9 protein-coding genes and 1 tRNA gene are annotated in these 13,612 nt (G+C 67.0%); 5 read left to right on the forward strand and 5 right to left on the reverse strand.

Annotation, left to right across the window (positions count from 1 at the left end; genetic code table 11):
* Positions 1-167: 167 nt before the first annotated feature.
* Together ITJ67_RS20060 and ITJ67_RS17665 are read right to left on the reverse strand one after the other, a co-directional pair.
* Positions 168-1,988 (reverse strand): LPXTG cell wall anchor domain-containing protein, encoded by a 1,821-nt coding sequence (locus ITJ67_RS20060; protein ID WP_194678509.1) that lies wholly within the window; start codon positions 1,986-1,988, stop codon positions 168-170.
* A gap of 195 nt (positions 1,989-2,183) precedes the next feature.
* Positions 2,184-2,266: transfer RNA gene (locus ITJ67_RS17665), tRNA-Leu, on the reverse strand.
* Between the two features lie 35 nt (positions 2,267-2,301).
* On the opposite strand from ITJ67_RS17665, the gene ITJ67_RS17670 reads away from it, so the two are divergent.
* A complete protein-coding gene (locus tag ITJ67_RS17670; protein ID WP_104241240.1) occupies positions 2,302-2,904 on the forward strand; it encodes an ANTAR domain-containing response regulator in 603 nt (200 codons plus the stop codon).
* 68 nt (positions 2,905-2,972) lie between these two features.
* Here ITJ67_RS17670 and ITJ67_RS17675 read toward each other — a convergent pair whose 3' ends face one another.
* Positions 2,973-3,419 (reverse strand): PaaI family thioesterase, encoded by a 447-nt coding sequence (locus ITJ67_RS17675; RefSeq protein ID WP_160071764.1) that lies wholly within the window; start codon positions 3,417-3,419, stop codon positions 2,973-2,975.
* 104 nt (positions 3,420-3,523) lie between these two features.
* On the opposite strand from ITJ67_RS17675, the gene polA reads away from it, so the two are divergent.
* From polA to ITJ67_RS17695, 4 genes are all read left to right on the forward strand, one after another.
* A complete protein-coding gene (polA, locus tag ITJ67_RS17680; protein ID WP_194678510.1) occupies positions 3,524-6,154 on the forward strand; it encodes a DNA polymerase I in 2,631 nt (876 codons plus the stop codon).
* Positions 6,155-6,249: 95 nt separating this feature from the next.
* Positions 6,250-7,947, forward strand: coding sequence for a DUF885 domain-containing protein (locus ITJ67_RS17685; RefSeq protein ID WP_160071762.1), 1,698 nt, complete (start codon positions 6,250-6,252; stop codon positions 7,945-7,947).
* Positions 7,948-8,064: 117 nt separating this feature from the next.
* A complete protein-coding gene (locus ITJ67_RS17690; RefSeq protein WP_160071761.1) occupies positions 8,065-9,384 on the forward strand; it encodes a helix-turn-helix domain-containing protein in 1,320 nt (439 codons plus the stop codon).
* 100 nt (positions 9,385-9,484) lie between these two features.
* The gene (locus ITJ67_RS17695; RefSeq protein ID WP_160071760.1) at positions 9,485-11,008 is read left to right on the forward strand and encodes an aldehyde dehydrogenase family protein; all 1,524 of its coding nucleotides are present in this window, start codon (positions 9,485-9,487) and stop codon (positions 11,006-11,008) included.
* A 65-nt stretch (positions 11,009-11,073) separates the two neighbouring features.
* On the opposite strand, the gene ITJ67_RS17700 is transcribed toward ITJ67_RS17695, so the two are convergent.
* Together ITJ67_RS17700 and ITJ67_RS17705 are read right to left on the reverse strand one after the other, a co-directional pair.
* Complete coding sequence (locus tag ITJ67_RS17700) at positions 11,074-11,712, reverse strand: TetR/AcrR family transcriptional regulator (RefSeq protein ID WP_160071759.1); 639 nt, start codon at positions 11,710-11,712, stop codon at positions 11,074-11,076.
* Entirely contained in the window at positions 11,678-13,510 is a 1,833-nt protein-coding gene (locus ITJ67_RS17705) for a sugar phosphate isomerase/epimerase and 4-hydroxyphenylpyruvate domain-containing protein (RefSeq protein ID WP_194678511.1), read from the reverse strand. Before ITJ67_RS17705 ends, ITJ67_RS17700 begins: the two co-directional genes overlap by 35 nt.
* Positions 13,511-13,612: the final 102 nt, after the last annotated feature.

Consider the following 13,612-nt stretch of genomic DNA (forward strand, 5'->3'; position numbering starts at 1 on the left):
GGTTCGGCCAGTGATTCACTGGCCGAACCGGGGCTTGCTTCAGTGCACAGACTGCGAACTTCGTGCTCGCGTCGAAATACGGTTGCCTGCTCGTCTCAGCGACGCGCCGTCACCGAGACTCGATCACCGGCCCGGCACGGCCCGGGAACCGGACCCGAACGACTCGATCACCCGCCGTGACTGCGCCTCCGCATGAGGAGCAGCACGGCTCCCAGCCCGAGGAGCGCCGTCGCTCCGAGAAGACCCGGCCCGAGGGTGTCCGATCCAGTCGACGCCAGCGTTCCCTGATCACCGGGCTCAGGCGGAATGCCGTCTTCGACGGTGATCACAGTCGGCGTTCCCAGCGGCGTCTGCGATGGCGCGTCTGTCGCGCCCGGGGAGGACATCGGCGGTGTGGCCGACGGCGCCAGCGATGTCGTGGACGTTGGAGTCGGTGTTGGGGCCTGCGTGGGAGGCGCGACGGACTGCGTGGGGACAGGCAGCCCAGTCGAAGGATCGGTAGGTCCGGCCGTGGACGAGGCTGTCGGCGCAGGTGTCGATGTGCCGGTCTCCGTCGGCGACGGCGTTCGCGTCGGCGTCGGCGTCGCACTCTCCGTTGGTGAGGGCGCCGCGGTCGCAGTCGGGATCACGGTCTCCGTCGACGACGGAGACGAAGTCGGCGACGGAGTCGCGGTCGGCGTCCCGGTCGCGGTCGGCGACGGGGGTGCGGTCACCGTCGGTGAGGGTGTTCGCGGCGGGATGGATGCATGTTCTGTGAGAACCACCATCGGTGGCAAACCGGCAATGACTGGGTGCTCGGACGTCAAGGTCGTGACATTGTCGTACTCGTCCGTGAGATCGGCTCCAACCACCTGGTACTCGCCGTCGTGCCACTTCGGCACTTCGTCCTCCCATGGAGTGACCGTCAACCAAGTACCGGAAGTCCCTCGTATGACCTCGCCCAATCGGTCAGCAGGAGACGAGTCACGCATCCTGTACATCGTTCCCCGATCATCTTCGAGATAGAACGTGACGTCGTCGAGGTCGCTCTCGTCGCGGACAGCCCAGTTGATAGCGGGCTCGTCTCCCATTCGCACCGTCGACTGCTCGAATCCAGCCGAAAGCAGTTCCGGGGCAGTCACGTCTGGTCCGCCCGCATCAACCACTGTGAACTTCGCTGCAGCGGCGAGCGCTTCATTGTCAGCCGCGGTGAGGAGCGGGCTTCGATTCCCATGCTCGTCCTCGACGACGAGGCTGTCGACGCGGTAGTCCCCGAGCGCCCAGGTGAAGTTGTTCACGGTCACCTGCAGAGATCCGGAGACGAGATCGCCGTCTCGAGTCGCGGCAAGCCGGTCGAATCCCTGACCCTGGTAGGTGCGCCCGTCTGGGCCGACGATCGTGAGCGAGAGCGCAGTGACACGGCTGGCCTCGCGCGCAGTCCAGTTGAACCAGATGACATCGCTTTGGCGGACCTCGTCAGGCGCATCCACCTCGAGGGCGACGAGCTCCGGGTACTCCTGGTCCCCGTCCGTACCGACGTCGATCTGGAGCCTCGGCAGCGCTTGGATGATGGGGCTGTCCTCGAACGCGCCTCCGTAGACGTCCTGTTCGTCGAAGAACCCGAGATCAGTTACCCGCCATTCCCCAGGCGCCCAGGTCGAGCCGCCAGTCGTGAAGGATGTCGTGCCGGACACAACGTCCCCGTCGCGTCCAGTGACGACGGTGTCGTATTGACCCAGAACCTTGTCAGTCTCCGGTGAGAACACCAACCCCGTCGCCAGGGAAACGGCGCTATACGCAACGCCCCGTGTGCTGAGCACGCTCCACTCGATGCGGACCTCGTCGCCGCCTCCGACGGTCGTGGGCGTGACGAGCTCGGCGGACAGCAGTTCAGGCCCGACATCGAACTCGTTGTAGTTGTCCGCAGCCGCCGGAAGGGCTGGCAGCAAGACCACAGAGAACAGCAGCGCGGCGAGGCAGGCGCAGAGGAGGGCAGAGAGCTTCTTCATGTGTCTCCGTCGACAGAGGGCGGGGGGTCCGCAAAGACTAGTGCGGATGTGCATACCCTCGGGGCCGCGCTCTGCGCTGAATCTCGCTCACATCTCTGCGACTGTGGGCAAAGTGTGGGCCGAGGGCGCATCGAGGGAATGACGAAGGCCCCTACTCACCAGTGAATCACTGGAGAGTAGGGGCCTTCAGAACCGTGCCGGCTGTGGGATTCGAACCCACACGCCCTCTCGGACAGAGCATTTTGAGTGCACCGCGTCTGCCATTCCGCCAAGCCGGCGCTTCACCTCGGACACAGTATCGTAAGCTCACTACGTGACTGAACAGGAAACCTCTCAAGCCCCGCGACGTGTTGTCGTCGCCGAAGACGAGTCGCTCATCCGGCTCGACATCGTGGAGATCCTTCGCGACAACGGCTTCGACGTTGTCGGAGAGGCCGGCGACGGTGAGACCGCGGTCGCCCTCGCGAAGGAGCTTCGCCCCGACCTCGTCATCATGGACGTCAAGATGCCGCAGCTCGACGGCATCTCTGCCGCCGAGCAGCTGTCGAAAGACAGCATCGCCCCGGTTGTGCTCCTCACCGCGTTCAGCCAGAAGGAACTGGTCGAGCGCGCGACGGAGGCGGGCGCCCTCGCGTACGTCGTGAAGCCGTTCACGCAGAACGATCTGCTCCCGGCAATCGAAATTGCGCTGGCTCGCCACGCGCAACTCATCGCGCTCGAAGCCGAGATCTCCGACCTCAACGAGCGCTTCGAGACGCGCAAGCAGGTCGACCGCGCCAAGGGCCTCCTCACGCAGAAGATGGGCCTCAGCGAGCCCGAGGCGTTCCGCTGGATCCAGAAGGCATCCATGGACCGTCGCCTCACGATGCAGGAGGTCGCGCAGGCGGTCATCCAGCAGCTCTCGGCGAAGAAGTAGCCGAGCCCCGATCAGCAGAAGCCCTCACCGCGTTGTCGCGGTGAGGGCTTCTTCGCATCCGCCTGACGCTACTTGGCGGTGCGGATGAGGTTCGTGATGCGGACCGTCGAGCAGCGCTTGCCCGCCTGGTCGGTGATGACGATCTCGTGCACCGTCATCGATCCGCCGAGATGCACCGCCGTGCACTCGCCCGTGACCCAGCCGCTCACGGCGGAGCCCGTGTGGGTCGCGTTGATGTCGATGCCGACCGCGAACCTTCCCGGGCCGGCGTGCACGTTCGCGGCCATCGACCCGAGCGACTCGCCGAGCACGCAGTAGGCGCCACCGTGCAGGAGGCCGATCGGCTGCGTGTTCCCCTCGACCGGCATGACAGCCACGGCACGCTCGGGGCTCAGCTCGACGCAGAGGATGCCCATGCGCTCGGCGAGCGCCCCGAAGCCTCGTCCGTAGGTCACCTCGTGCTGGTCGGGGATGCTGAGCCCGTTGACCGTCGTCGGCGTTTCCAAGTGCGTCATCAGGCTTCCTCCTCGAAGAACGCCCCACAACACGCGCGCATCGGCGCAGTGTCTGGGGCGGCAAGTAGGCTGATCGTGTGTCAGCGCAAAATCAGCCTACCCTCATGGTCATCGACGGCCACTCGCTTGCCTTCAGGGCGTTCTTCGCCCTGCCGGTCGACAGCTTCGTGAACGCCGAGGGGCAGCACACGAATGCCATCCACGGCTTCGTCTCGATGCTCCTCAACCTGCTGCAGAACGAGAATCCGAGCCACATCGCCGTGGCGTTCGACATCTCCCGCAGCTCGTTCCGTACCCGCGAGTACCCGGAGTACAAGGCGGGTCGGGAAGCGACTCCCGTCGAGTTCAAGGGTCAGGTCCCGCTGCTTCGCGACGCGCTGCACGCCATGGGCATCACGACGATCGTGAAGGAGGACTTCGAGGCCGACGACATCCTCGCGACCCTCGCCAGGCAGGGGCGTGAGCAGGGCTTCAAGGTCCTCGTCGTCTCGGGCGACCGCGACTCGATCCAGCTCGTCACCGACGACGTCACGCTGCTCTACCCGTCCACGCAGGGCGTGACCAAGCTCACGCGCTACGACCCGGCCAAGGTCGAGGAGCGCTACAGCGTCCGACCGGAGCAGTATCCAGACGTGGCGGCCCTCGTCGGCGAGAAGAGCGACAACCTGCCCGGCGTGCCGAAGGTCGGCGAGAAGACCGCGGCCAAGTGGCTCGCCCAGTACGGCTCCCTTCAGGGCATCCTCGACCACGCGGACGAGATCGGCGGCAAGGTCGGCGAGTCCTTCCGCGAGCACCGGGAGAACGCGGTGCGCAACCGCAAGCTCAACCGCCTCGTCGACGACGTCGAGCTGCCCGTCGCCCCCGAGCAGCTGTCCCGCGGGGCAATCGACGCGGATGCGGTTCGCGAGATCTTCACGAAGCTCCAGTTCCGCACGCTCCAAGACCGCGTCCTGAAGCTCGCAGATGAGGCGGGCGACGACATCACTCCAGCGGAGGTCGTCGCGGCGCCCGTCCGCCCCGAGCTCCTCGATGAGGAACTCGAGCAGTGGCTCGCGAAGGCGGTCGAGGCGACTCCGGAGGGTCTCGGACTCACGGTCTCCCACGGCGCCGACGGCACCGTCGTCGCGGTCGGCATCTCCACCGCCGCCGAGGCGACCGAGCTCCACTGGATTCCGGAGCGCCTCGACTACGCCCCCTTCGAGGCGTGGCTCGCAAGCGACGCCCCCAAGCTGATGTTCGACGCCAAGCCGCAGCTGAAGGCGCTCACAATCGCGGGGCTCGACGTCGGCGGCCAGGTCAAGGACGGCCAGCTCGCCGCCTGGCTCTACCGCCCGCAGAACGCGCCCAAGCGTCTCGCTGAACTCGTGCAGATGCGTCTCGACGAGCAGCTGCCCGAATCCGACCCGAACCAGCTGCAGCTCGAAGACGAGTCCTCACTGGTCGCCAGCGACGCCTGGTACACGCAGCGCGCGACGACCGCAGCGCTCGAGATACTCGAACCGGGCACCCTCGACGTCTTCACGAGCATCGAGACGCCGTTGCTCGCGACCCTATCCAGCATGGAGCTGCAGGGCGTCGCCATCGACCGGGAGTTCCTCCAGGGCCTCGCCGACGACCTGTCCGAGCGCATCCGAACGTACGAGCAGGAGGCGTTCGACGCCATCGGCGGCACCGAGATCAACCTCGGATCGCCCAAGCAGCTGCAGGTCGTGCTGTTCGAGACGCTTGAGATGCCGAAGACCCGCAAGACGAAGACCGGCTTCTCGACCGACGCAGAGTCGCTCGCAGACCTCGAGCGGAACAGCCCGCACCCGTTCCTGGGCGCGCTGCGCAAGCACCGCGACTCGGTCAAGCTGCGGCAGATCATGGAGTCGCTGCTCAAGGCGGTCGACGACAGCTCGCGCATCCACACGAGCTACCACCAGATCGGCTCGGCGACCGGCCGTCTCTCGTCGAACGACCCCAACCTGCAGAACATCCCGATCCGGTCCGATGAGGGGCGCCGCATCCGTCGCGCGTTTGTGCACGGGCCCGAGTTCGAGTCGCTCCTCACCGCCGACTACTCGCAGATCGAGATGCGCATCATGGCGCACCTCTCCGGCGATGCCGCGCTCATCGAGGCGTTCAACGCGGGGGAGGACCTCCACCGCTTCGTCGGCTCTCGCGTGTTCGGCGTGGAGCCGGCCGACGTCACCCCGGCCATGCGCTCCAAGGTCAAGGCGATGTCGTACGGCCTCGCCTACGGACTGTCGGCGTTCGGCCTCTCGAAGCAGCTCCAGATCGAGGTCGCCGAGGCCAAGAAGCTGATGATCGACTACTTCGAACGCTTCGGCAAGGTGCGCGATTACCTCCGCAACGTCGTCGTGCAGGCGAAGGAGGACGGCTACACCGAGACGATCTTCGGCCGCAGGCGCCCGTTCCCCGACCTGCACTCGACGAACCGCATCGCCCGCGAGAACGCCGAGCGTCAGGCGCTCAACTCGCCCATCCAGGGGTCGGCCGCAGACATCATCAAGCGGGCGATGAACTCCATCGAGGAGCGCATCAGCGCCGAGAAGCTCTCATCGCGGATGCTCCTCCAGGTGCACGACGAGCTCGTGTTCGAGGTTGCCGCCGGTGAGGGGGAGACGTTGGAGTCGATCGTGCGCGAGGAGATGGCAGGCGCCGCCGACCTCACCGTGCCGCTCGAGGTGCAGATCGGCCGGGGACCGAACTGGGACGAGGCCGGCCACTAGCCGCCACCGTCCGCCCCAATCCGCGCCTCCCCGTAGCAGGAACACGGGGCTCGCCTCTCGGTGATTCTTCCGAGGGGCGAGCTTAGGCTTGGGGGATGACGACTTCCGCTCAGCACCACCAGAACACCAGTCAGACACGACCGCAGACCGACATCGACCGGCTCGCGGAGGCCTGGGTCGCCACAGAGATCGAGCTCTCGCCCGAGCGTCGCGTGGAACTCGGCGCAGACGGCGACAAGGCCGAGTACGGCGACTACTCCTCGGCAGCGGCGCCCCGCAAGCGCGCGGCGATCGTCGATGTGCTCAGCAAGCTCGACACGCTGACCGAAGCCGACGAGGTCGACCGGGTCACCGCGCTCGAGCTCCGCCGAAGCCTCGGCCTCGAGGTCGAGATGATCGACGCCAAACTGCATCTGCGCGAGCTCTCGAACATCGCGTCTCCGGCGCAGGACATCCGCATGGTGTTCGACCTCATGCCGCGCGAGACCGTGAGCGACTTCGAGGACATCGCGCGGCGCTTCGAGAACCTTCCCGCCGCGATCGAGGGCTACACGGAGCGCCTCAGCGCGGGCATCGCCGCCGGCGTCGTGCCGGCGAAGCGCCAGGTCCGCGAAGTTGCGATGCAGACCGGCGAGTACGCGGCCAGCGGCAACTTCTTCGAGCAGCTCGCGGCATCGAACCCGGCGACAGGTGAGGTCTCGGACGCACTCCGCGAGCAGCTTCGTCACGGTGCGCAACTCGCTTCCGCGGCGTACGGCTCGTTCACGACGTTCCTCCACGAGGAGCTCCTCCCCGCTGCGACCAACACGGACGCCGTCGGGCGCGAGCACTACGCGCTCGCTTCCCGGGGCTTCCTCGGCGCCGCAGTCGACCTCGACGAGACCTACGAGTGGGGTCTCGCCGAGCTCGCGCGCATGAAGGCCGAGCAGGAGGCGATCGCCAACGAGATCCTCCCTGGCGCGACGGTCGCAGAGGCCATCGCCCACCTCGAGCTCGACCCCGCCCGCAAGCTGCACGGCACGCCCGCCCTGCAGGCGTGGATGCAGGAGACGAGCGACCGCGCGGTCGCTGAGCTCGCGGAAAGCCACTTCGATATCCCCGAGCCGATGCGTCGACTCGAGTGCATGATCGCCCCGACTGAAGAGGGCGGCATCTACTACACGGGCCCATCCGAGGACTTCACGCGTCCGGGTCGCATGTGGTGGTCGGTCACCCCCGGCGTGACGGAGTTCGACACGTGGCGCGAGCTCACGACGGTCTACCACGAGGGCGTCCCTGGCCACCACCTGCAGATCGCCCGCGCAACCCTCAACCGCGACCAGCTCAACACCTGGCGTCGCAACAACTGGACCTCCGGGCACGGCGAGGGCTGGGCGCTCTACGCCGAGCGCCTCATGGAGCAGCTCGGGTACCTCGACGAGCCGGCAGACCGCCTGGGCATGCTCGACGGGCAGCGGATGCGCGCCGCTCGCGTGGTCCTCGACATCGGCGTGCACCTCGGCAAGACCGTGCCGGAGGGCGACAAGGTCTGGGACTACGAGTACGCGCTCGACTTCATGCGTCAGCACGTGAACATGCCTGACGGCTTCGTGAAGTTCGAGGTGAACCGGTACTTCGGCTGGCCGGGCCAGGCACCGTCGTACAAGATCGGGCAGCGGATCTGGGAGGACCTTCGTGCAGATGCCGAGGCGCGTGCCGGTGACGACTTCGACCTCAAGGCGTGGCATTCGCGTGCCCTCGACCTCGGTGGACTCGGCCTCGACACGCTTCGCGAGGTGCTGAGCACCGACTGATCGGCTCCCCGTCGGCCGGCCGCTGCTTGCCACGGGAGAACTCAGGCGGAGTCGCCTAGGCTCGCGGCAGCGGGTGCACCGACGCACTCGCTGCCGCGAATCCGAGGAGGCTGCGAGGTGCATCCGCAGAGTGGCGAGATAGCTGGCCTTGACCAGGCTGCTGCAGCATCCGCGCACACCCTGATCGACGCGCATGGCAGCCTCGGCGCCTCCGCTGAGCTCCGCTCAGCGGTCGCCGGACTCCGCAGCGTCGTCCGCGACTCCTGGCTGAGATCGCTGCAGCTGCTCGGGAGTCCAGCGAACGCGCGAGCCCGCGATCTCGACCAGTTCGAGCCGCTTGCGGCGGCGAGAGAGCGCAGCCCCCTGCAACGTGTCCTCCCCGTGCTCGATCGTCTTCTCGTGGAGCCAGCTCGGGACACTGGTCTGATCGTCGCGATCACGAACGAGCAGGGACGGCTGCTCTGGGTGCGTGGCGACAGTGCCACGCTCCGTCGAGCCGAGCGCATGGACTTCGTCGAGGGCGCCGATTGGTCGGAGGCCGCCGTCGGAACGAGCGCCCCAGGGACCGCGCTCGCCTCGGGTCGAGGCGTCCAGATCGCAGGGGCGGAGCACTTCGCGCCTGCCGTCCAGCTGCTCAGCTGCACCGCCGTGCCCATCCACGACCCGTTTTCCGGCATCGCGGTCGGTGCTATCGACCTCACGGGTGACGAACGAGCCGTCGGCCCACACTCGCTTGCCCTGATGCGCGCCGCGGTCGCCGCCGCCGAGGCGGAGATGCGACTCGCCGTGCTGCTCTCGCACCACTCGTCGCAGCTGGGTGTTCACCCCGGAGCCCCGGCGAAGGCGGACACCGTCGCGACGGGCCGGATCAGTACGCTCGGTGTCCACCGTGCCCGACTCACCACCGTCGATGGTGCACCGTTCGAGCTGAGCGGTCGGCACGCGGAGATCCTGACGCTCCTCGCCGCTCGGCCTTCTGGGCTCACTTCGGGCGAGCTCGCGCTCCGGGTCTACGGCGAGAGCGCCAAGGAGGTCACGCTCAGGGCCGAGATCGCGCGGTTGCGGCCGATGCTCGCGGAGCGCGGTCTCGACCTCGTGCCGCGCCCCTACCGGGTGGCGCAGGGCATCGCGAGCGATGCCGTCGATGTGCTCGACCTTCTCGAAGCAGGTGACGTGGCTGCGGCCGTCGAGTCCTATCGCGGAGAGCTGCTGCCCGCGTCGGAGGCGCCCGGCATTCGCGAGCTGCGCGCGGAGATCTCGGCGACCCTCCGAGATCAGGTCCTCAGCTCCGCGGAGCCTGCGACGCTCCTCAGGTACCTCGAGCTGCCAGAAGTCGCGCAGGACGCACAGGCCTTCCGCACGGCGCTCAGAGTTCTCCCTCCCCACGCACCGGCCCGTTCGAGGCTCGTGGCCAAGGTCGAGGCCCTCGAGTCCTGAGGGCCCCGCGCCGCATCACTGCCGCCTCGAGTGCAACCCGATTGCAACGTCGAGGCTCCTACGCTTCCAGGGAAGAGTTCCCTCGGACAAAGGAGTCCTCATGACTGTTTACGCGAAGCCGGGTACAGACGGGTCCCTCGTCTCGTTCAAGCCCCGCTACGAGCACTACATCGGCGGAGAGTGGGTGCCGCCGGTCAAGGGCGAGTACTTCGAGAACATCACACCGGTGACGGGTCAGCCGTTCACCGAGGTGGCAAGGGGAACCGCCGAGGACATCGAGGCTGCGCTGGATGCGGCCCACGCGGCGGCCCCTGGATGGGGCAAGACCAGCCCTGCGGAACGTGCCATCATCCTGAACAAGATCGCCGACCGCATCGAGGAGAACCTCGAGTACATCGCCGTCACCGAGACCTGGGACAACGGGAAGCCGATCCGCGAGTGCCTGGCGGCCGACATTCCGCTCGCCATCGACCATTTCCGGTACTTCGCTGGCGCCATCCGGGCCCAGGAGGGCACGCTGAGCCAGCTCGACGAGAACACCACGTCCTACCATTTCCACGAGCCGCTCGGCGTCGTCGGCCAGATCATCCCGTGGAACTTCCCGATCCTGATGGCCGTCTGGAAGCTGGCCCCCGCGCTCGCCGCCGGCAACGCGATCGTCCTCAAGCCCGCTGAGCAGACGCCGACCTCGATCCTCGTGCTCTTCGAGCTCATCGGAGATCTCCTGCCCCCAGGAGTCGTCAACATCGTCAACGGCTTCGGCGCGGAGGCGGGCAAGCCGCTCGCGTCGAACTCTCGCATCCGCAAGATCGCGTTCACGGGGGAGACCACAACTGGGCGTCTCATCATGCAGTACGCCTCGCAGAACATCATCCCCGTCACGCTCGAGCTGGGCGGCAAGAGCCCGAACATCTTCTTCGAGGACATCGCGCTCCGCGACGATGCCTACTACGACAAGGCGCAAGAGGGCTTCACGCTGTTCGCCCTCAACCAGGGTGAGGTCTGCACCTGCCCCTCGCGTGCCCTCATCCAGGACTCCATCTACGACCGCTTCCTCGAGGATGTGACGGAACGCACCCGCAAGATCGTCCAGGGCAACCCGCTCGACACCGACACCCAGGTCGGGGCTCAGGCGTCGAACGACCAACTCGAGAAGATCCTCAGCTATCTCGAGATCGGCCGCCAGGAGGGCGCGAAGGTGCGCATCGGCGGCGCTCGGGCGGAACTCGAGGGAGATCTGGCCGGCGGCTACTACGTACAGCCCACGATCTTCGAGGGCCAGAACAGCATGCGCATCTTCCAGGAGGAGATCTTCGGCCCGGTGGTGGCCGTCACCAAGTTCTCCGACTACGACGATGCGATCTCGATCGCGAACGACACCCTCTACGGGCTCGGCGCCGGCGTCTGGTCGCGCATGGGGAACACCGCCTACCGCGCCGGCCGCGACATCCAGGCCGGACGAGTCTGGGTGAACCAATACCACGCCTACCCGGCGCACTCCGCGTTCGGCGGGTACAAGTCCTCCGGCATCGGCCGCGAGAACCACCTCATGATGCTCGATCACTACCAGCAGACGAAGAACCTGCTCGTGAGCTACAGCGAGGACAAGCTGGGCTTCTTCTGATTCGACGCGCGCGGCTTCCGCGCGCCTGACTCAGACTGCACTCGCACAGCGCTGACCCGCGGGGATCACTCCTCGCGGGTCAGCCATGCGACGATGACGTCGCCGATCAGGCCCCGCTGGTGGTCCTGACGAGACGGGTCCTGCAGCTGCACATCGAAGAGGTACCCGAACGTGTACTGGTTCGCGAGCAGGAAGACGCAGTACGAGCTGATGAGGAGATGCACGTCGAGCGCGTCGACATCGGCCCGGAACACCTCCGCCTGCCGCCCCCGTTCCAGCAGACCGTCCAGAAGTGTGAGCGCGGGGGTGCCGAGCTCTCGCAGCGAGTCGAGCTGCCGGATGAACCGACCCCGGTGGATGTTCTCGATTGCGACGAGGCGGATGAAGTCCGCGTGCTCTCGGTGGTGGTCGTAGGTGATCTCTGCGAGCTTCCGCACCGCTTCCAAGGGGGCGAGCCCATCGACCTGCAGCTTCTGCTCGGCCACGCGGATGCCACGGTAGGCCTCCTCGAGCACCGCAAGGTAGAGCTGCTCCTTGCTGCCGAAGTAGTAGTAGATCATCCGCTTGGTCGTGCTGCTGCGCTTCGCGATCTCGTCGACGCTCGTGCCCGAGTACCCCGTCTCCGCGAACGCCGATGTCGCTTCAGCGAGCAGCTCGGCCCGGGTTCGCTCAGCGTCTCGCTGCTTCACCCTGTTCTCGGTCATCTGTGTATCTTCCCGTGTGGTGCAGCTGAGCCGCAAACCGGACCGGGGTACTGGCTGCGCCGTATCCGTCGTAGGCCCCGCGGCGCTCGACGATCTCGAAGAAGAGACCGTCGATGGTGGGGGTGTAGAAGTGGATGAACGCCCCCTGCTCGTCGCGGTCGTAGAGGAGGTCGAGTTCTCGTAGCTCGTCGAGCGCGACGTGCTCGAGCCCGAAGCGGGCCTGGAGGTCGTCGTAGTAGTTGCTGGGTATGGGCAGGAAGGGCAGGCCACGCCCCCGTGCGGCCTTGGCAGCGGCGACGGCGTCGTCGACACGGATGGCGATGTGTCGGGGCTGGAGGGGCGCAGTCGGGGGCGCCAGGTTCATCGCAAGGCGAACCGCCCCGTCAGGTGTGCGCATGACCTGACTGCGCACGAGACCCCGTGGGCCCGGAAGCTCCGCGACGGGCTCTGCGTCGAGCGCGAGGACGCTTCGGAAGAAGAGCACTGCCTCGTCGAACTCCTGCCACGGGTAGGCGATGTTGAGATGGTCGACGACCCCGTCCAGGGACGAGGCCGCGCTGTCGCCTTCGGCGCCGCCCACGAATTCGGGCAGCCAGGAGTCGCCCGCCGACCGTGAGTTCCAGGCGACCTCGGTCCCGTCGGGCGCCTCGACGCTGCGCAGCTCGTATTCGCCCGCGGAGCTGCGTCGGAAGACGGCGGGCGCGCCGATGGCGTGGGCGCGGCCGGCTGCCGCGCCAGCGTCCACGACCTCGACGCCGAGCCCCGAGAGCCGCGCGTCCTTCGTCCGCCGCTGCTCGTTGAGGATGATGCGCGCGGCACCCGCCTGCCAGAGTCGCACGGGCTTGGTGCGGTGTCTGCCTCCGAAGGCGAAGCCCAGCTGCTGGAGGGTCGCCTCGACCGCGGCGAGATCCTCACCGGCGATCTCGACGAAGTCGATGGCTCGTGGAGGCTGGGGTGGGGCCAGCTGCTGGTCGTCCCAGCCGTTGAGCGCCGCCGAGCGGTCGAACAGCCATCGGAGCGACCTGAGCGCATGAGCGGCGGTGCGCTTGGCATCCGTCTGACGGAACGTGTCGTTGAAGACTTCGAGGGAGAGAGGGCCGCGGTACCCGGCGCGGAGCATGTGCGAGAGGAACCGGGTGAGATCGAAGTCGCCCTCGCCAGGGAAGAGCCGGTGGTGGCGGCTCCAGGACAGGACGTCGAGGTCCATGTCCGGTGCATCGGCGAGCTGGAGGAAGAAGAGCTTCTCTGCATCGATGCGCTCGATCGCGGCCGGATCGTGCCCTCGCGACAGCACGTGGAAGCTGTCCAGGCAGACGCCGAGGTTCGGTCGATCCGCGAGGCGCACGAGTTCCCAGGCGTCTCGGTAGTCGGCGACATAGCGGCCCCAGGCAAGCGCTTCGTAGGCGATGTCGATGCTGTATTCGGCGGCGAGATCAGCGAGCATCCCGAGCTGGGCGGCGGTGGTGGTGCGGTCCGAGATGGTCGCAGTGCCGACGTTGCTGCAGAGCAGGATCATGGAAGCTCCGAGGCGTCGCATGACCTCGAATTTGGCCTTCGCGCGCCGGAGGTTCTGGGCGAGGGTCTCATCGTCGACGCCCTCGAAGTCGCGCAGTGGCTGGAACAGGTCGATGGTCAGGCCGAGGCGGTCGCAGAGCGCGCGGATCTCCTCGGGCGACTCGTAGGCGGCGGTGAGGTCTGCATCCATGATCTCGATGCCGTCGAAGCCTGCTTCGGCGCAGGCGTGCAGCTTCTCGACGAGAGTTCCGGCCAGACAGACGGTGGCTATGGAAGTACGCATACCGCAATGTACCAAATGGTTAATTAAGTCACCAGGCACTCGGCCGCGCGCTTGACAGGCCCACAGGACAGCGGGAACTATGTACTCACCGTTTAGTACATT

Origin of the sequence: Pseudoclavibacter sp. VKM Ac-2867 (assembly GCF_015351275.1) — a bacterium.
Lineage (GTDB): Bacteria > Actinomycetota > Actinomycetes > Actinomycetales > Microbacteriaceae > Pseudoclavibacter.